This window comes from Paenibacillus algicola, from assembly GCF_005577435.1.
In the GTDB taxonomy this organism is placed as follows: domain Bacteria; phylum Bacillota; class Bacilli; order Paenibacillales; family Paenibacillaceae; genus Paenibacillus_AQ; species Paenibacillus_AQ algicola.
In genome coordinates, this window is record NZ_CP040396.1 from 2,831,781 (window position 1) to 2,852,915 (window position 21,135).

Consider the following 21,135-nt stretch of genomic DNA (forward strand, 5'->3'; position numbering starts at 1 on the left):
AACCGACCCGTGTCATTACGCACGAGCCGGCAAGCTGACTGAGACAGTCAGCGGTCATTTCACCTTTACTTTATTGCTTCTCCACATCAAATACAGCAGATAGGGTGCTCCGAGCAGAGCGGTAACAATGCCGGAGGGCAGCTCCTTCGGAATGATGACCACACGACCGATCCAGTCTGCCCCGGCTAGCAATATGCCTCCAAGCAGAGCTGCAAGAATCATGGATCTCCGGTGGCTGGCGCCGGTCAGCATCCGGGCTGCATGCGGTGCCAGCAGGCCGATGAAGCCGACCGAGCCCACATTGGCCGCCGCGATCGACGCCAGCAGTACCGCGATAACGGCGACACCCATGCGGGTATTCCGCACATGAAGTCCAAGCCCAATGGAGCTTTCTTCATTAAAATTCAACAGGTCTACCCGGCGTCCCAGCCAGACAGCAATCGGCACCAGTATTAGAATCGCCGGAACGATTCGCTGTACCTCGGTCCAGCTTCGATTGTACGTGCTGCCAGCCATCCAGGACAAGGCCGGGGCGACATCCACCTCTGCATAAATAATCATGAGGTTAATGATGGCCGAGCCCAAAGCGGCCACGGCAATCCCTACCAGGGTAAGAATTGTTGGATGGAGGCCCCTTCTCCATGAAACGGCGTAGACGAGTGCTGCGGCCAGCATCCCTCCCAGTACAGCTCCGGCAGGCACCCAGGCTGCAGACAGCTGAGGAAAAGCGACCATGAGCAGCAGCGCACCAGCGCCAGCACCACTCGTAACGCCGATCACCTGAGGATCACCCAGCGGGTTCCGAACCGCATGCTGCAGCAGGCTGCCGCTGATCGCAATAGCCATGCCGGACAAGCCCGCAGTAAGCAGCCGGGGAAGCCGGAAATCCAGCAAAATCTGGCGATACAGGGGGTCTCCTCCACCAGTAAGAACGGCTATGACCTCTGCCAGTGGGATCTTCAGGCTTCCGCCCATCAGGCTAAATACCCACACCAGAAGGAGCAGCATACTGCACAGTAATATCATGACCGGATATGGCACCCTTCGAAGACGGCCGCCGGTGACCATCGAGCCGCCGCCGCTGCCACTTCTGCCCATCATAGAGCGTGAGACGCGCAGCGACAGCCAGATCAGGCAGGGGGCTCCCAGCATGGCAGTAATTGCGCCTACCGGTAGCTCGCCATAGGCATCCACGAACATGCGGGCAATCGTGTCTGCGCCAACAAGAAGCGCCGCCCCCCATAACGCAGCAAGCGGGATGAGACCCGCATGGCGGATGACACCGGACAGACGGACCAGATGCGGTGCCATCAGACCGATAAAACCAATGGGTCCAACCACACTCACCGTGACACCAGCCAGTACGATCGCTGCGCCCATAGCCACAAAGCGGGCTGTGCCCACTCGTTGACCGAGTGAACGTGCGCTTTCCTCATTTAAGGTAAGCACGTCCCAGTGGCGGGCAGACAGACACAGCGCGATCAGACCGGCAATGATCCATGGCCACGAAAAGGCGACACCGTCCCAGTCGTTCTGAATCAGCGACCCGGAGCCCCATAGAAAGATACCCTGGGTCGTCTGCTGATTGAGCAGCACCAGCGCACTGGTTACGGAGGACAGGACCAGGGTCACAATCATACCTGACAGTGCAATGCGGAGCGGCGCCCCTTCCGATCGGCCAGCGAGGGCAAAGACGGCCAGCGCTGCGAGCGTTCCGCCCAGCACCGCCAAAGGCATGGCATATTGGTGCAGAAGACCTGGCCAGAAAATCATCCCGGCTACGACAGCCAGGTAAGCGCCGGCATTCACGCCAAGTGTCGTCTCCGAGGCTAGCGGATTGCGGGTGACCGTCTGCATGAGGACGCCAGATACAGCCAGCGCTCCTCCAGCCAGCAGTCCCATCACGGTGCGCGGCAGCCGGACACTGCGAATCATATGATGGTCTGCAAGATCCTGAGGATTTAGCAGTGCCTGAACTACAGTCTGAACGGAGATGTCAGCCAGACCTTGAGTCAGGCTGAGGAAGGTTAGCACCAGCAGCGCGGTAATTCCGCCAGCCAGCATCCATAACGGCTTCCAGCTCCTGCCGCGGGATGCGGTAGGAGCTGGAGGAGCACTGGCCGGGCTGGAATGGGAATGAGAGGACATCAGGCTCATTGAGTGAGCAGATTCGCTGTCTTCTCAGCCATAACCTGAGCAGACAGCGGCCCGCCGTATGGCCACATATCACCGCCCAGGGCATACACCCGGTTCTCTTTAACAAAGTTCAATCCGTTCCAGACAGGATTGTCCTTCAGCTGATTGTCGATGACGTTATCGCTTTCCTGAATGATGTGCAGGAAGTTCGAATCCTGCAAAGGAGGCAGCGCTTCAACGTCTGCCGTTGTAAAGCCGTACACTTCAAATTGCTTCGGCTCATAAGCATTTTGAAGACCGATGTGCTCCAGAATCTTAATGGCCAAGGAATTATTCGTCGAGATTCGGAACGTAACGGCATTCTGATTGCTGTAGCCCATAGCAAGCGTGAACGGGCGCTCTGTCATTCCGGCAGCATCCAGCTTGGCTTTAGCATCAGCGTAGGTCTGATCCAGGCCGTCCAGCACCTTGGCTGCTTCTTCTTGCTTACCCAGAACGTCCGCAATCGTATTAAACGTACTGATCATCTCCTCATATTGATCACCATTGCCTTCTGCAGGATAAGGATCGAATACAAGCGTCGGGGCAATGCTCTCAAACGCCGCATAGTTTGCTTCAAGATTTCCCTTCAGACCGATAATCAGGTCCGGCTTCAAGGAAGCAATCAGCTCAAGGTTTGGTTCCTGACGGGAACCGACATCCATAACGTCTGCTCCAATTTCCACGGGAATGTTCACCCATTTATTCATATTCTCAATATCCGCGATGCCAACAGGCTGAATGCCCAGAGCCAGCACATCCTCGGCATACAGCCATTCCAATGCTACCACTCTCTCTGGTACACCTGTAATTGTTGTAGTTCCCAGCACGTGCTCAATGGTCCGGGTCTGTGCCTCACTTTGTGCACCACTTGTGCCCTGACTGGCGCTTTCGCCTGCAGGTGCGGATTCACTGCCCCCACTTTGGTTTGAAGCTGTGCCCGAGCCCCCGCAGCCTGCTAACAGTACACTGAACATGACGAACAATAAGAACAAGCCTTTCATATTACGCAATGTATTTCTCTCCTTTATCTCTCGTTATGTATGGTTGATGATACCGATTGATAACGATTATCATTATCGTCAACATAGATAAATGATAACCATTATCAAAGAGGTTGTCAATCCTGTTTTTTCAGAGAGATTTCAGGAGCTTAATCTTCAGAACAAGCACTGACAATTGCCCCGGGATAAAATTGTTGGCGATTAGGAAAACTAACGTCACCATCAGATCCGGAAAGGAGAGCAGGATGCTATATTTCGTAAGCTTCGGACTGTTACTGGCTGGATTAACATGTATCAACGTTATTTTTTCATATCAGAGCAAGTATATTGACCCTCACTTCGGGTCTACCCTGAAATTTCAGCTGCTGATGTTGCCTCTCTTTCTTGGTTCCAATCTTGCGATCGGATACGGGATCAAATTTGGACTGAAAGCAGTACATCAGCTGGGTTATGTGCTCATCATTGCTAAGTGTATAGAGGTGCTGATCTCGTTGGGGATGGGATATTGGTTTATGAAGGAGGTTCCCACATGGAAGACGTGGATCGGACTCGGTGTCATCGGCGTCGGGATTGCCATGGTCAAGCAGAAATAGCTCAGCTCAAGCTGAGTATGATTCGCCATCCGTGAATTTATAAAACGGCTACCACTAGGCTCGTTATGAGTAAAACGCCTGACACCGGGGCCCAGATCCTGCGTTCCTGAACGCTCGGAGTAATCAGATTGAGAATCACGGCTACCGTTGAAAAAGCAACCGCAGCCCAGATCCACTTACTGAAGACAGAAGGCGCTTCTGCACCTGGGATAAGGCCAGATTGACTCATAACCAGGGCCGCGAAGCCACCGAGAATGCCAATTTGAAGCAAACAGATGAACCTCATGAACACCGGAAGCTTACCGGGAAACTTGCCTCCCATAGTGTAACTCCCCCAAGGCATGCCGAGCGCAAGAGCGATCTGAAACGATATCACGATGGCGACAATAAAAGAAAACACAGCTCCACAAATCTGTACCAGCATCGTTAAATCCCTCCTTGTACATAACAAATACCTGATAAGGATCTATGCCTTTTCAGGTATTTGTCAATCAGGTCTACCACAGTTTATGAGCACCAGCCCGCCTAAAGTCCTTCAACGGCGGCTAGTTTGCGCCAAACTCCTTGCGCTGACCGGCATATTCAGCTGTAGCTGTAAACAGCACATCCGATGAAGAGTTCAATGCGGTCTCACAGGAATCCTGCAGTACGCCGATGATAAAGCCCACACCTACCACCTGCATGGCAATGTCGCCGGGAATGCCGAACAGACTGGAAGCCAGCGGAATCAGCAGCAGTGAGCCCCCTGCTACCCCCGAGGCCCCGGTCGCGGATACAGCCGATAACAGGCTGAGAATCAGCGCCGTGCCGAAGTCCACCTCAATGCCCAAGGTGTGAACCGCTGCGAGCGTCAGAACAGAAATCGTGACCGCCGCTCCCGCCATATTGATGGTCGCACCCAAAGGGATGGAAACCGCGTACGTATCCTTGTCCAGCCCGAGCTTCTCGCACAGTCTCATATTAACCGGAATGTTGGCTGCCGAGCTGCGGGTGAAGAACGCTGTAAGTCCGCTTTCCTTCAGACACTGAACCACAAGCGGATATGGATTTCTGCGAAGATGAAGAAACACAATCAAGGGATTCATCACCAGAGCCACAAACAGCATGCAGCCTACGAGCACCAGAATCAGCTGACCATAATCCAGCAAGGACTCCAGTCCATTAGAAGTAATGGATTCAAAAATCAGTCCCAAAATGCCGAGGGGTGCAAACTGAATGATCCACCGGACGATGAGCGAAACGGCATCGGCGCCTTGAGCCAGCACATTTTTCATCGTTTCACCGGCATTCCGAAGAGCTGCCCCAAGCAGAATCGCCCAAGCCAAAATCCCGATAAAATTCGCATTCATCAGAGCATGGACCGGGTTATCCACAATATTAAACAACAGTGTCTGCAGCACTTCAGCAATTCCTTCAGGAGGAGCGAGGTCCTCCGTGCCTGTTACCAGCGATAGGGAAACGGGAAACAGGAAGCTCGCCCCTACCGCGATCAAGCCTGCCATAAACGTACTGATGCCGTAGAGCATCAAGATCCGCTTCATGTTCGTCCTGCCTCCTGGCTTATGATTGGCAATAGCCGACATAACCAGCAGCAGCACCAGCAGCGGAGCAACGGCCTTTAATGCAGATACAAATAGAGAGCCCAGGATACTAATGACTGCCGCATCCGGAAGCACCAAGGCAAGAATTACGCCGGCCAGGATTCCCCAACCGATTCGTTTGACAAGACTGATTCGGCTCCATGCCCCAAATACTGATTTCATCGTATTCCTCCGGTTCATAGGTAAGTCACTTGGCTACGCCGATGGAATACCATAACGCTGTAGCGAGGTGTAGCGTTAGTTTATCACGGAATAGATGGCTTGTGCAGGGATGGTTCTTTTTCCCATCCAGATGGCTCAGGCTTGCTCCGCTGCATCTTGCCGCGTTAAGGACGCGAAAGCCTTCACAGCCGCTTTATAAAACACGTTAGCATCCTCTGCCGTGGTAAAGCTCGCCTGAGCCATGCTGTCGCTGCCCCCGCCTTTGGCTCCGCTATGAAGCTGCTGTTTCACATAGGCACCACAGCCGGGGTGTTGGTCACCCCGATGTGCGATAAGCACTTTAAGATCGGGGTCGGACTTCAGCACGATGACCACATCCTCCTGTTGGATCATCCTAAGGGCCAGGCTTTGCAAATCCTTGAGCGACCTGTCTGCAAAGGATGAATGAACTACGCCTCCGTCACGCTGCGCCAGCAGGCGCTCTCCGAGATAGGCGTCATTCTCGGCTTTTAATGCTTGAACCTGTACCAGCAGCTGCCTCTGCTCCTGTTCCCATTTGGCCACGCGGTTCATCATCTCTTCCTTCGGCGCATGGAACCGGACTGACAGCTTGGCGAGAATGTCTGCACTCTGATTGAATTCCTGCAGCGCTCGATACCCGCTTTTAAAATAAATCCGGGTATGTCCCTTCTGCTTCTCACACTTCAGCAGCTTGATCATCCCGATCTCTCCCGTAGCCGAGACATGAGTCCCGCCGCATGGATTATATTCAATCCCTTCAATCTCTACGATGCGGATGTCTCCAGTTACAGCCGGAGGCTTGACGACTGGCAGCGCCTCCGCTTGCTCCAAGCTGACCCAGTAGCTCTTGATAGAGTGATTTTCATAAATCTCTTGCTGAACGGCCAGCTCCAAATCCCGCAGCTCTTGCTGGGAAAGCTGTGATCTTTCAATATCAATCGTGCAATAATCCTGACCGAGATGAAAGCTTAACGTGGATGCTGAAAGCTCCTGCAGACAAACTGCCGACAATAAATGCTGAGCGCTGTGATGCTGCATATGATCAAACCTTCGGTGCCAATCCAGACGGCAGTTCACGTCGCCGCCCGCCGGCAGCTGATCCACCTGATGGAGCAATTGACCCTTCTCTGACTGTACACCCAGCACCTTAGCGTTGCCGATCCAGCCGTAATCACTCGGCTGCCCGCCTCCCTCCGGGTAGAAGGCACTTTCCTCCAGCGCAATATAAATGCCATCCTCCCGTTCAACAGTATTTGTTATTTCTGTACTCCACTCCCGGATATAAGCAGAGCTGTAATATAGCTTTTGTGTCATCGCTGTGTCCTCACTGTTCTTGTTGGATTGAGATTTCTTCTCTATGCCGCTTTTAATGTATCATAAATCTTCAAAATTGCTGCATATCGTGCGCCGGGCGTAAAGAAAAAGGAAAGCCCCAGAGGCTCTCCTTTACTAATAACAATTCATTATAGATGGCTGCTGACTTCTATTGCTTTCCTAGTGAATGTTCAAGGATGCGAAGCAGTAGATCCGCTTCAGGATGGAGGAAGAAGTGGTCACCCTGCAGCATATGCAGCTCAAAGCCACGACTAGTGTGGATGCGCCAGGCGTCCAGATCATCTTCATGGATACCCACATCCTTCCTTCCACCGATAGCGGTAATACCACAGTCTAAAGGCTCGCCCGGCCGAAATTGATACGTATCACACAGTTCAAGATCTGCACGGATCACAGGCATGTACAGCTCCATCAGCTCCGCATGATTCAGCAGCTCCTCATTCGTGCCGTTTAACTGGCGCAGCTCAAGCTTTAGTTCCTCATCCGATAATAAATGACGGCCCTTCTTGGGGCGGGGAAGGTGAACGGCACTAAAGGCGGAGACGAATAAATGCGACAACTGTCCAGTGCGGGAAGCACTGAGTTTACGCGCCAGCTCAAATGCGATCATGGCACCCATGCTGTGACCGAACAGCGCCAATGGCTTGTCCGTATATGGCATGATTTCATGGAGTAAACGATCAATCATTTCATCAAGGTGAACCAGCGGCTGTTCCATAAAACGCTCGCCTCTCCCCGGCAGCTTCACAGCAAGCACTTCAATCTGTGTGCTAAGCTTCTGGGGCCAATGCTGGTAGATCAAATGATTTCCTCCCGCATATGGCAAGCAAACAAGGCGTAATTGAGCATGGGGACGGGGTTCAGGAATGTGAATCCACGGATGTCCGGCCGCTAATGTATTGTTCATTGAGCTGTACTCCTTTCTCGCACCAACATCTATTCCAGAGCATAACTAGCAAATACAAGGCTTTCCAGATATACTGCAAGCTCTGCGATCGTCGGTTTCTCGAATAAGACTCGCAGCGGATGACTCTCTCCCGTCTCATGCTGCAGCCTAATCATGAATCGAACGGCAAGCAGTGAATCTCCGCCTAATTCAAAGAAATTGTCATGTACACCAACAATGTTTAGCTTCAGAACATCCCGCCATAATGCCGCCAGTCTTTCCTCCAGATCTGTTCGAGGGAAAACGGTATCCATTGGCGGTGAGGATACATTTAGCTTAATGACTGGCAGTGCCTTCCGATCTACTTTTCCATTACTTGTGAGCGGCATCGACTCCAATCTCAAGAAAACCGCCGGAAGCATATAGTGAGGCAGCTTGCTGGAAAGGTAGCTCCGCAGTTCTTCCTGCGTAATCTCGGCAGAAGCTTCGCGTCCTGTCCAATACGCAGCGAGCCTTGGCTTCTGATCTTCCGCAACCACGACAGCAGCAGCCGCTTCCCGAACCTCTGGATGTTGAGTAAGTGCGACCTCGATTTCGCCCAATTCAATACGATACCCCTGGACCTTGACTTGAAAGTCTTCACGGCCTAAAAATTCAATGTTTCCATCAGGCAAATATCGTCCCAGATCGCCTGTCCGGTACAAACGTTCTCCCGTGCGGGGATGAATGATGAAGCTCGACGCCGTTTTTTCATCATCACGATAATATCCTTTGGCTAATCCAACTCCGCTAATATACAGATGTCCCGTCACCCACACAGGGCATGGCTCTAATGAAGCACTATTCAACACGTGGAAGCCTTGATTTCGCATCGCACGCCCATAAGGAATACTGGACCAGCCAGGGTTCACCTCTTTGATTACATATAAAATGGACCAGATGGAAGCTTCCGTCGCTCCTCCCAAGCTCACAATTTCTGCACCTTTTGACAAGGAACGAATATCCTCTGGAAGTTTGAGCGGAATCCAGTCCCCGCTAAGGAGAATGAGACGCAGCGATTCCGGCACATCTACAAGCCTGCTTGCAGCGTATTCAACCAGCATCCCCATTAAAGCTGGAACCGAGTTCCACAAGGTTACACGCTCTTTTTGCATTAATGACATCCAGTGTGCAGGATCTTTTCTGCTCGCAGCCTCCGGCAAAACGATCGTCCCACCTGCAGCCAGGACACCGAAAATATCATAAACAGACAGGTCAAAGCTAAGCGAGGATAAAGCCAGCACCCGATCCTTTTCAGTAATATTAAAAGAATCATTCACATCTAAAATCGTGTTGACTGCGCCCATGTGGTTAATCATGACGCCTTTAGGCTTACCTGTCGATCCCGACGTAAAAATAACATACGCCAAATCCTTCAACTGCTGGGCTGATTCCAGCGGTTCATCCTCAACGCCTTCAGCAACTCCATCGTCGACAATGAGCCAGGTGATGGACTTGTCTTGCCGGTTCATCACCTCCTCAATCCATGGCTGGGTAAGCACAATACTTACCTCGCCCTGCACTAACAAATAATTAATGCGTTCCTGAGGCAGCTCCGGATCAATCGGCAGATACGCTGCGCCGGACTTCAAGATGCTGACAACGGCTGCGATCTGCTCCCAGCCTTTCTCCATCATCACAGCAACAAGCTGATTCGCCCCTGCACCGGATTGACGCAGCATGCGGCCCAGCCGATTCGTCAGCCGCTCCAGCTCTTCATAAGTCATAGAACGCTGCAGCATGGAAACGGCAGTGTGCATAGGAAATTGTCTGGCTTTTTGGCTAAACAGCTCATGTAGCATTAAACCCGCAGATTCTTCCTGTTCTTTCCTTTCGCCGGCTGAATCAAGCAGAGAGCTGTGAGGATGACGAATGACGTTTTGTTCATGCCAGATGGCGTCTTCATTAGCAAGCCGGTACAGCAGGTCGAAAAAAGCGGTAAACATCTCCTCCAGCATGCCCTCCGGAAACAGCTCCCGAACGACGTCCCAATTACAGTAAAGTACTTTTTCGTCTTCCCACACCCCGCAATCCAGCCATACCTGCGAGGTTTGCGTAATACTATACACCGGCTTCAAGTCGAATCCTGTTAGCTTGCGATCGGGGATAGGCAGCGTCAATGCACTCGTAAATACGACCGGCATAAGCGCACTTTGGTATTGACCGTGCATTCGGCTCAGCTCGCGCAACACCTGCACACCACTGACGTGATGATGTTCAAGATCATTCCATAGATTTGTCTGTGTCATTGCTGCGCGTTCTACAAAACGATCGGAGCCCGATCCATCGATTTCCAGCAAAGTGAGTGACGTAAATTCCCCAACCATTTCATTGACCTGCGGATGCAGCTGCATCCGATTCAGAAAGGTCAGATTCAGACAAAACCGCGGATGCTTGCTCCAGACAGCAAGCACTTCGGCAAAGGCAGCAAGCAGCACACCCGATGCCGTCAGACCCATGGACGTTGCTTTAGTTTTTAAACGGCTCCAATGATCTCCTTCTAAGCGGTTATGCAGGCGTGTGAAGTATGGGTTTTTCAAAGAATCCGGGGATTTGGCCATTGGAAGCTCCGGAGCCGGAGGCAATTCAGGCACACGCGATTTCCAATACTCCAAGGAGCGTTGGTATGCACTTGACGCTTTCATCCGTTCCTCGGCCTGGACATAGTCCCGAAACGTAATCTTCAGCTCCGGCAGCTCGGCATCCGGATTGTGGTGCAGTTCGGCCAGCTCCCGCAGAAGAACGACGTAGCTCCAGGCGTCAAACATCAGCGCATCCGAGCTCAGATGAATCCGGGCTCTGCCGTTATGAAGCAGGCTGACTCGAAGATCGAACACGGGCCACTTGTTCGTTGCAAGCATCTGATGCGACATCTCCTGCCTCAGTGATGCGAGCTTCAGCTCGACTTCTTCCGGTTCCAGCTCTTGAAGCTGTATAAATGGAATCTGATAGAAAGGAACCTCCTTCAGCACCTGCTGCATCCCATCATCCGTAACAATAGCCCGTAGCATGTCATGGCGAACAATGAGTCTGTTCCAGGCCGACTCGAAACGATCGGCATCGAAATCCTCCACATCCAGTTCATCGTAGCTATGGGTCGAAACATTGCCCATTTCAAATGCATCGTTTCTTCCGATCCAGTAGGCTTGCTGTACATCGGTTAGCGGAAACTTCTCGTAGCGATTTTCGGCGTCGGGTATACATTCCGGTATTTCATGAATGGCTTCTTTATAGTGTTCAAGCTCACCCTTCTCTTGCGCAATTACAGCAGCGAGCTCTGCAATGGTCGGAGCTTTAAACAGTACCTGTATGGACAGATCTACCTTAAAAATCTTGCGGATCTGGGCGAGAATCTGAATCGCTAACAAAGAGTGGCCTCCACTGACAAAGAAGTCAGTATGAATCCCCATTCTGGGCACTCTAAAAGCTTCAGTCCAGATTTCGCACAGCATCTCCTCGGTCAGCGTTCGTGGTGATACATAAGCATTGTTCAGGTCCATGAATATTTCCGGCGCTGGCAGCGCGTTCAGATCTATTTTTCCGTTAACCGTAAGAGGCAGTGTATCCACGATGATATAGGCAGCAGGCACCATGTAATCCGGCAAAATATTCTTGAGGGCTTGGCGCAGCCTTTCAATGTTCACCTCACTGCTGTCTTCAGGGATAATCCAAGCCGCCAGGATAGAATCCTCCCAAACCTTTACAGCACATGCCTGTACCCCTGGATAAGAAGTAATGGAGGTCTCAATCTCCCCGAGCTCAATCCGATATCCTCTCAGCTTGATCTGATTGTCCATCCGCCCTATCAGTTCCAGCCTGCCATCCCACAGAAAACGAGCCCTGTCACCTGTTCGGTAGAGCAGCGCGCCTTCCTCGTCACTGAATGGATGCTGTACAAATCGCTCTGCAGTTAGGTCCGGCCGGTTCCAATAGCCTGCAGCCAGCCCTCTCCCGCCAATATACAATTCACCCTCGATGCCGGCAGGAACCGGCTGTTGTGAAGCGTCTAACACATAGACATATTGGTTGGGAAACGGACGACCGATCGGCATGAGCTGATGAGGTGATAGGTCTTCAACGCCTGAGTCACAGTACGTAGTGTCGATCGTGGCCTCGGTCAAACCATAAGAGTTAATCAATGTGGTTTGAGGACCGCACAACATTTTATACATCTCGTATTCATGCACATACCACCGATCAGATCCAATGCACAGCACACGCATAAAATCAAGAGTTCGACCTGTTTCCTTCAGAAACTGAACAAGATTTCGGAAAACAGCCGGCACAAATTCCGCGCAATCCACCTGCTCATGCACCATGGTCTCGTACAATTGCTCCGCACTGAGGACTACATCCTTATCCACCAGCACAAGCTTGGCTCCGGAACAGAGCGCTCTAATCCAATCGCCCGTGAACACATCAAACGAAAAGCTGGCCAGCTGCAAATGCGAGCGGGTCTCCGATGAAAGCCGGTATGCTTTCTCCCAGCCAACAAGGGCGTTCACCAAGCTGGCATGGCGTACCAATGTGCCTTTGGGCTTCCCCGTTGTACCCGAGGTATAAATGAGATAAGCCAAGCTGTTCTCCGTACCGGAAACGGGAAGATTGCCTTTCTCCCCTGCAAAATTTAACAATGTCTCACCATCAAGAGAGATCTGATTGATGGAGTAGTCTTTAAAATGATCTGTGGTCTGCATATGTGTCAGGAGAATAGAAATCTGCGCGTCCTCAAGCATAAATTCTATCCTGTCAGCCGGGTAGCTGGGATCAATGGGCACGTATGCCCCCCCTGCTTTCAGAACGGCCAGCACGGCGGCGACCATATCCATGGAACGTTCCAGACAAATGCCTACACGGCTGCCGTGCTCAACACCTGCTTGCTGCAGTGAACGTGCGATCTGATTTGCTCTCGCATTCAGCTCATCGTAGGTCCACACTTGTTTGTTATGCACTAAAGCAGGCCGTTCAGGCGTTGCGTCAGCCTGCCGCTCGAACCATTGATGGATCTGCAGTTCACGTTCATATGCCAAGGATTCTCCGCTCCATTCGTAAAGAATGGTATGCCGCTCTGTCTCAGATAGCATCGGCAATGCAGAAATGGGGCAATCCTCCATACGTACAACGGATTCCGCAAGAGTGCAGAAATGATCAGCCATTCGGACAATACGCTGACGGTCAAACAGATCTGTATTGTATTCAAATATGCATGTAGGACCTTCAGGACCTTCGTAAATGTCCAGTGAAACATCAAATTTCGCCGTCCCGCCGTCCACGGCTTCATATACAATGGAGCGTTCGCCGAGCATCATTTCAGGCAGCGCATTCTGATAGGTAAACAGCACCTGAAACAATGGGTTATGACTCAAGCTCCGTTCAGGATTCACTGCATCTACCAGTCGATCAAATGGAATATCCTGATGCTCATAGGCCTCCAGTGCCGTCTGGCGAACCTTACCAAGCAGATCCGCAAAAGAGGGTTCGCCGGATAGGTCTGTTCGCATGGGCAGTGTGTTCACGAACACGCCGATGGCCTGCTCAGTGTTAGGCAGATGACGGCCGGAGATCGGAAAGCCTACCGTAATGTCAGTCTGTCCTGAATAACGGTAGAGGAGTACCTTGAAGAGAGTGAGCAGAGTCATAAACAACGTAGCTTCCTGTTTTCGACTAAATGATTTCAAGTCGTCATACAGCGCCTGAGGCAGCAGCACAGTATACGCAGCCCCTTTAAACGTCTGAACCGGTGGACGCGGCCGATCTGTTGGCAGCTCAAGCACCGGCAGTTGACCCTGGAGATGCCCGGTCCAATAACGAAGCTGCTTGTCCAACACCATTTCATTCACTTTTTCTCGCTGCATGGCCACATAGTCTGAATATTGGAGTGTTGGAACCGGGAGTGAAGATACCTCAGCACCGGAAGCTAAAGTCTGGTAGATGGCTGCCAGCTCTTTAATGAAAACGCTCAGCGACCACCCATCGAATATGATATGATGCATCGTTACAATGAGACGATATTCGTCACTCTTCAGCCTGACGAGCGTAGCCCACCACACGGGTCCGTTTCGTAAATCACACGGTCTCTGGACATCTTCATTCTGAACCCGCATCATTTCTAGTGATTGCAGCTGGTCCGGCAGAGCTTGAAGATCTACAGATTGCCATGACAGGCGGGGAAGGTCTGCCACGATCTGAACAGCCGCACCTTCCTGGTCCGAAGCAAATGTCGTACGCAGCACATCATGCCGGCGTGCCAGCTCCTCCATGCTGCGCTTGAGCAGCTTCTCATCCCAATCGCCACGCAGTTGAAACCCCGATGGAATGTTGTAAAACGGGCTCTGTGGATCAAGCTCCTGCAAGAACCAGAGCCGCTGCTGGGTAAAGGAGAGAGGGTATCTCTCCTTGGATTTCCCGGCGGTGACAAGCTTTTCGTCAGCGGGGGACTCCTGCAGCTTTTTTTTGATTCCTTTTAAGAATTCCATTCGTTGGTCAGCAGTCAGTGCGGCCAGCTTGTCCTTTAATGTCTCATGCATGCTCGTTCCCCCTGCCGGCAGCCGCTTCCTGCAGCAGCGCTTCGACTTCTTCAAGACTCAGTGACTCCGCCTCTGACAGCAACGCCTGTACCTCATCGCTGTCATTCTTCTCACCTGGCACCGGCAGCTGCGGCAGCAAAAGTGCCACCAATTGCGCCACGCTGGAGCCTTTTAGCAGTTCAACGACAGCCACAGTCGTGCCTAATCTGGATTCAATCACATTCTTCATTTCAATCGCCATCATAGAATCCAACCCCCAAGCATGAATGGGATGATCCGGCAGCAGCTGCGAACTCTGAATCCGCAGGATGGAAGAAGCTACCTCTGTTATATATTGCTCCAGTAGATGCTTTCGTGCCTCCATGTCCGGAAGACGCTGTAATTGGCTAAGGATGTCGACGGAGTGATTGGAAGGTCCCTGCTGAGCTTGAGTATCTCCCTGCTGAACCACCAGCTGCTCCAGCATGATTGGCGCAATCCCCATCGGGAAATTCTTCTCGGCAACGACCGGCCAATCTGCAGCAACGACTGTTGCTTGTACCGACTGCTGACCGAGCAGAATCTCCATCGCCTTTAGACCCTGTTCATTACTCATCGGATACAGGCCGCGATGACTAAAAAATGTAATCAGGTCAAGCTGTGTCGCCATTCCGACCTCGCCCCACGGTCCCCAGTTAATGCTGAGTGCGGGTAAGCCAAGCCTTTGGCGATAATGTGCTACGGCGTCCAAGAAAGCGTTGCCCGCCGAATAATTCGACTGTCCCGGCGATACGACGACGGAGGCGATGGATGAAAACAGGACAAAGAAGTCCAGGGGCTTGTCCGCAAACTGAGAATGTAAATTCCAGGCCCCCATCACCTTCGGCCTCAAAACATTACGAAATTGCTGCTGGTCCATCTGGATCAGAAGCTGAGGCTGGGCTACTCCGGCTGTATGAACGATGCCTCGAATAGCAGGCCAGTGTTCCCGTTCGTAGTCCGCGACGAATCGGGCAAGCTCTTTTTCATCTGCAATATCAAATCCTGCCACATGAACCGAAGCTCCCATCCGCTCAAGCTCCTGTACAGCTTTAATTCTGTGAGCCAGTGTGTGGTTGTCTATTGGATCAGACCACCTGGAACGTGGCGGCAGCGACTCGCGGCCCAGCAGAATAAGCCGGCGCGCACCACGTTCAACCATCCAGCGGGCGATAAGAAGACCGAGTCCTCCCAAACCACCGGTAATGAGATAGCTGCTGTCCGCACGCAATGCTGCCGGTACTTGGTAAGGGGATTCTGCCTGGTCCTTTAACCGAAGTATATAGCGCTCTCCGCCACGAAAAGCGATTTGATCTTCTCCGTCAGAGGATAACAATTCGTCAGCAAGCCGACCTGCGTCGTCTACATCCTCCAGATCAACAATGCCTCCCCACATATCCATGTGCTCCTGATGTCCAATAGTACGTGCTAATCCCCATATCATGGACTGGGCAATCTCTAAGGGCTGACCGTGATTTTGAACGGCCTGGCAGTTTCGCGTCACAAGCCACAGCTTGGGCTTCTTCCGCCAGATACGATTTGACATTGCCTGCACCAGATGCATCGTTGCTAGAACACCTTCGTCCTGTGCCTTTTGGAGACCTTCCAGATCAAGGGAACCCGCCGATGCTGCGTCCAGGCTCCACAAGTGGACAATACCGGCTAGATCGGCATCATCTGCATCCATAATATCTTGTAACAATGATGAGAAGTCATTGGGGTTAAGCGGGTTGACCCAATATCGTCCGAGCGCAAGGTCAGATCGATAACGCATATCAGGATCTGAATATACTCGTATACACGAGTGCCCTCTCTGCTCCAGCTCCGCTACCAGTTTATCCGCAGCACCCTGACGATCCTGCAGTACGATCCATCGTCCTGTGTTAGCTGATAAAGGCGTTATGTCGTTGTCCCGCTGCTGTAATTCCCATCGAAGCTCGTAATGACTTTGCTTTTTTGAAGCCGGCTCCTGCTCATCCCGAAGTGATACCGCGTGACAGCCACGAATCTCCAGAATCACATGCCCTGCTTCGTCTAATAGCTGAATATCACCTTCGAGACCCTGCTCATTCTGTTGTGTGATCTTAGCGTAAATCCACATCGTAGGGGTAAGATCACCGAAAACAAAGCCTTCACCGACACGAACCGGCATGTAAACTGAAGAGGATTGGGTGGATATGGGCAAAGCGGCCGCCATCACCTGGAAGCACACGTCCAGCACAGCCGGATGAATCCGATAAGAGGTCAGGTCACTACTTATGTCGAGAGGGACATTTACACTGGCCAGTGCCTCTCCTTCTCCCTGCCACAGCTGGCGTATACCCTGAAATGATTTCCCGTATTCCAAGCCCATCGTCTTGAAATGCTCGTAGCATACGTCACTGTCCACTTCTTTACGGCAGCGTTGCTGCAAATCTGTAATATGAAGGCGTTCTGCATCTCTCTTGCCCTGGAAAGGTCTTACCTTCCCTTCTGCATGCAAAGTCCATTCCGAGTTTTGCGGATTACTGTATATGCTGAAGGAGGACGCTTGTGGATCCACAATGATCCGGAGTTTAACGGTGCTTTTGTTGTCGATAAATAACGCTTTCACAAAGCTAATATGCTCGGTATACAGGGCATGTGCAGCTTTTCCGTACCATTCCCGCATGGCAGCCATACCCATTTCTACATAGCCTGCGCCAGGGAATACTATTGCGTTCTGGATCCGGTGATCGTTGAGGTAAGACAGTCTCCAAAGATCCAGCTCCACTTCCCAGGTAGGATCAGGCGATGGAATACGCCGTCCTAATAAGGGATGAACCTCCTTCTCAATCCGATCTTGAATTGAGGCAGCAGACTCCTGCCAGTGGCGTTCCCGCTGCCACGGATAGGACGGAAACGGAATAAATGGAACCTGATCCGGATAAAGCACATCCCAGCGGACATGACAGCCGTGTGCGTACAAGAGGCCCAGTGATTCCAGCATGGTTCTGCGTTCCGGCGCGCTGCGTCTAAGAGACGGCAATACGTATCCTTCCACTCCTTGCTTCTGTAAGCATTCTTTAATAGAGCTTCCCAGCACAGGGTGAGGACCGACCTCAAGAAACAATCGATATCCGTCTTCCAGAATATCCTGAACAGCAGAAGCAAAATAAACGGGCTCACGTACATTTCGCCACCAGTACTCGGCATCCAGATCGCTACCTGCTACTTTATGCCCCGTTGCGGTACTGTATAAAGGAACGCTTTCAGGCCGCAGCTCCAGATCATGCAGCACATCCATAAGCTCTGTCTGCAGCGGGTCCATATAGTGACTATGGTAAGGAACATTGACTTGCAGATATTTGCAAAAAACACCTTCAGCTTCAAGCTCCTCAGTCAACGGCTGCAGCATCGTGGGGTCGCCTACGAGCGTTACTGAACCCGGGCTATTGATCGCAGCAATGGATACCGATTGAGAAATGCCTTGAATTCGGGATCTGGCCTGCTGAAGCGGAAGGCCGACCGCCACAAGCCGACCTTGTCCTGTAGTCGTTTGCTGTAAAGAGCTGCGGTGATAGATAACCCGGACTGCTTCTTCAAGACTCATTGCACCTGCAGCATAAGCTGCCGCAACTTCACCGGCACTGTGTCCCACAATAGCTGCTGGCTCAATGCCCCATGAGCGCCACAGCGCTGTAAGGCCGATCTGCACGGCAAAGTTGGCAGGCTGGGCTACCTCGGTATCCTGCATCCGTGAATCCTGTTCCTCCGCCAGCATGGCATCCTGCAGTGACCAGCCGGAATAGGACCTAAAGATGTCATCAATATGGATGACTGCTTCCCGGAATATGGATTCCTGTTCAAAAAGCTGGCGTCCCATAGCCCACCACTGCGGCCCCATCCCCGTATATACAAATACAATACGCGGAAGGGATGCTGCGGATCCGTCTCGATTTAAGCTGGAGGCTGAGGCCGCAAGCGGGAACTCTTCGGACTGCAAATCGTTCAGCTTTGCAATACATTCTTCCGTAGAGCTTGAAACGATAGCTGTTCTGCAGCTATGGTGTTCACGACGCAGCGCCAGTCCGTAGCCCAGCTGTTTCACAGAGGCCGGGGACTCTTGGTCTCGGACGCTGTCAAGGAGATGACTGGCATACGCTTGAAGCGCTGTATCACTCCGCGCCGATAACGGGATCAGATAATCCTCAGTAACCTCTCCCTGATTCTGTACAAGGCTTGAGCACAGTGAGGATGCCTCCGGCGCCTCCTGTAATATGACATGGGCGTTCGTTCCGCCAAATCCAAAGGAATTGACACCAGCAATTCGCGGTCCTTCTGACTCTGGCCACGGAGTAAGCTCTTGTGGAATACGAAGCCTGAGCCTGTCAAATTCAATATCCGGGTTTCCCTCCCGCAAATGAAGATGCTGCGGAATTTGTCGGTGCTTCAGGCACAGCACAGTTTTGATGAACCCCGCAATACCGGCAGCTGCCTCCGTGTGGCCAATGTTTGTTTTGACAGAGCCTATGTAGCAGACATTTCCTTCACTTCGGCCCTCGGATAAAACAGAACCCAGTGCATTTGCCTCAATCGGGTCGCCAACAGGGGTGCCTGTGCCATGAGCCTCTACATACTGTACATTACATGGAGCAATGTTCGCCTCCCTGTATACATCTTGCATGAGCTGTCGCTGAGACTCCCCGCGTGGAACGGTAATGCCAGAACTGTGACCGTCCTGGTTTACACCGGTTCCTTGAATAAGTGCATGAATGGGATCTCCGTCCTTCAAAGCCTGCGTCAAGGGCTTCAGCAGGATGACTCCGGCTCCTTCGCCTCGCACATAACCATTAGCTCTGGAGTCGAACGCTTTGGAGCGACCGTCCGGTGAAAGCATCCCCGCCTTGGATTCGGCAATAAAATAATCTGGCTTTAGCATTACGTTCACGCCGCCTGCAAGAGCCTGCAAGCTCTCACCGCTCCAGATGCTTTGGCAGGCCAGGTGAACAGCAACTAGCGATGAGGAACAGGCCGTATCTAAAGAAATGCTCGGCCCCCGAAAGTCGAAGAAGTAAGAAATCCGGTTCGCGAGCAGTGTCATCATCGCTCCTGTAGCTGTGTGGGAGTCAACCAGATGCCGATTGCTCTCTGCAAATTGAAGCAGCTTATAGTCCAGCGTAAAGCCTCCCATAAAGACTCCGGTCTTCGTCCCCTTCAATCGTTCAGCCACTTGTCCGCCGTTTTCCAGCGCCTCCCAGCAAACCTCCAGCAGCAGCCGCTGCTGTGGATCCATCAACGATGCCTCACGAGGTGAAATCCCGAAAAAAGCCGCATCAAATTGATCAATCTGCTCTAAAAACCCACCCCATTGCGTGTTCGTCTTTCCAGCCTTTGACCGATCAGGATCATAATAGCTGGAAATATTCCAGCGATCTTCAGGGATCTCGCCAATGCCATCCACCCCTTGGCACAGCATGCTCCAAAAGTCCTCAAGATTACGCGCACCACCGGGAAAACGGCAGCCCATGCCAATCACTGCGATCGGCTCTCTGACTTCACTGCTGTCACCGCTGCTCATCCTCTGACCGACTTCTACCATCATTTTTCACCCCTAGATATATTATCTTGCTCCTGCAACAACGTTTGTGAGCTTAAACCAATTCATGGTCTCGAGGACAGCCTGATGGTGAGGGGTCGTTAATTTGCCGAAAGCACGTTCATACTTGCTGCTGTCCACGACGAAGGGGTGCTCATACAAATAAAGCATCTCCTTTAGCTCCCTCATGTTGGCATTAAACAGTGACATCATCGACACAAAGGCCTTAGGTGCCACTCGAAATTTTGGCTGCTGATCTGCTGACTTGTAGGCCATCGTTATTAACTCCCGGGTTGTGATCACTTCTGCGGAGGGCACATGCCAGATTTGGCCGAGTGCCTCCTCACGTTCGCCCAACGTCACGAGTCCTCTTGCGAAGTCACGGATATAAATATAGGTATGGGGGGTGTCGATGTCTCCGAGCACCTCTGCCGGCTTGCCTTCAAGTGCGGCCCTAAAAACACGCTCTCCCAATGCAGAATCCAGCACACCTGGACCGTAAAAGTCGGAGCCGCGGCCAATGACGGCTCGAACCACACCCTCGCGGTGCGCGGCCATTAATCGGTCTGACATCTGAGCTCTTGTTCTGCCTTTGCGCCCTGTCGCAGCATTCGGTAAATTTTCCGTCAATGGCTCGCGCTTCACTCCGTACATGTACAAATTATCGCCATATACCAATTTGGCTTGTTCTGCCGCCGCTGCTCCGATTATGCCTTCCATAATAGGCGGAAACTTTTCCGGCCATTCTGTATAAGGAGCTTTGGCACAATGGTAGATAACGGATGCCCCTCTGCAGGCTTGAGAAATACTTACCGCGTTAGTGGCATCACCCTTGACGACCTGCACGCCATCAAGCACCGTCGCCTGCCCGCTCCGGTTAACCATGCGAACGACATGTCCCCGATGCAGTAATTCCTCCATCACAGCTAAACCTAGCGGTCCCGTACCGACAACGACATGAAGCTCATGACTCTTCGACATACACTTCCCCTTTCTGGCATTTTTTTGTATAAATAGTCACTTCCATTATATGCAACAAAGTGTACTTGAGTAAATATATTTATCTTTGTAAATTTTATTAAAAAAGTTTGGTTTTTATGTAAAATGGAGCAAATCAAACTCTACATAATCAACTGCATAATCAATCACAATTGGTCATCTTGACACTTTAGTTAATTTGAGTTAAGTTATTAACATGAGTTAACTAAAAGAGGTGG

General features: G+C 51.8%; 10 protein-coding genes. 1 reads left to right on the plus strand and 9 read right to left on the minus strand.

The genetic code is table 11. The annotated features are described in order from the left end of the window. Positions 1–54 precede the first annotated feature (54 nt). Both fhuB and E6C60_RS13195 read right to left on the minus strand, forming a co-directional pair. Positions 55–2,157: a Fe(3+)-hydroxamate ABC transporter permease FhuB gene (fhuB, locus tag E6C60_RS13190; RefSeq protein ID WP_325053157.1), complete on the minus strand. Its 2,103-nt coding sequence runs from the start codon at positions 2,155–2,157 to the stop codon at positions 55–57. Continuing rightward, positions 2,154–3,188 carry an ABC transporter substrate-binding protein gene (locus E6C60_RS13195; RefSeq protein WP_175415295.1) on the minus strand — a complete coding sequence of 345 codons (1,035 nt, stop codon included), beginning with the start codon at positions 3,186–3,188 and terminating at the stop codon, positions 2,154–2,156. Before E6C60_RS13195 ends, fhuB begins: the two co-directional genes overlap by 4 nt. Positions 3,189–3,424: 236 nt before the next feature. On the opposite strand from E6C60_RS13195, the gene E6C60_RS13200 reads away from it, so the two are divergent. Continuing rightward, positions 3,425–3,772, plus strand: coding sequence for a hypothetical protein (locus E6C60_RS13200; protein ID WP_138226270.1), 348 nt, complete (start codon positions 3,425–3,427; stop codon positions 3,770–3,772). Positions 3,773–3,809: 37 nt separating this feature from the next. Here E6C60_RS13200 and E6C60_RS13205 read toward each other — a convergent pair whose 3' ends face one another. From E6C60_RS13205 to E6C60_RS13235, 7 genes are all read right to left on the minus strand, one after another. Then, the gene (locus tag E6C60_RS13205) at positions 3,810–4,196 is read right to left on the minus strand and encodes a hypothetical protein (protein ID WP_138226271.1); all 387 of its coding nucleotides are present in this window, start codon (positions 4,194–4,196) and stop codon (positions 3,810–3,812) included. A 121-nt stretch (positions 4,197–4,317) separates the two neighbouring features. Further along, positions 4,318–5,535, minus strand: coding sequence for a serine/threonine transporter SstT (gene sstT, locus E6C60_RS13210; RefSeq protein ID WP_138226272.1), 1,218 nt, complete (start codon positions 5,533–5,535; stop codon positions 4,318–4,320). Positions 5,536–5,670: 135 nt separating this feature from the next. Then, entirely contained in the window at positions 5,671–6,870 is a 1,200-nt protein-coding gene (locus E6C60_RS13215) for an alanyl-tRNA editing protein (RefSeq protein ID WP_138226273.1), read from the minus strand. A gap of 169 nt (positions 6,871–7,039) precedes the next feature. Next, on the minus strand, positions 7,040–7,798 hold the full coding sequence (locus E6C60_RS13220) for a thioesterase II family protein (protein WP_138226274.1): 759 nt from the start codon (positions 7,796–7,798) through the stop codon (positions 7,040–7,042). A 29-nt stretch (positions 7,799–7,827) separates the two neighbouring features. Next, complete coding sequence (locus E6C60_RS13225) at positions 7,828–14,343, minus strand: non-ribosomal peptide synthetase (RefSeq protein WP_138226275.1); 6,516 nt, start codon at positions 14,341–14,343, stop codon at positions 7,828–7,830. Beyond that, positions 14,336–19,924 carry a type I polyketide synthase gene (locus tag E6C60_RS13230; protein WP_233281006.1) on the minus strand — a complete coding sequence of 1,863 codons (5,589 nt, stop codon included), beginning with the start codon at positions 19,922–19,924 and terminating at the stop codon, positions 14,336–14,338. The genes E6C60_RS13225 and E6C60_RS13230 overlap by 8 nt, the downstream gene beginning before the upstream one ends. Before the next feature lie 18 nt (positions 19,925–19,942). Beyond that, on the minus strand, positions 19,943–20,899 hold the full coding sequence (locus tag E6C60_RS13235) for an SDR family oxidoreductase (protein ID WP_138226276.1): 957 nt from the start codon (positions 20,897–20,899) through the stop codon (positions 19,943–19,945). Between the last annotated feature and the right edge of the window lie 236 nt (positions 20,900–21,135).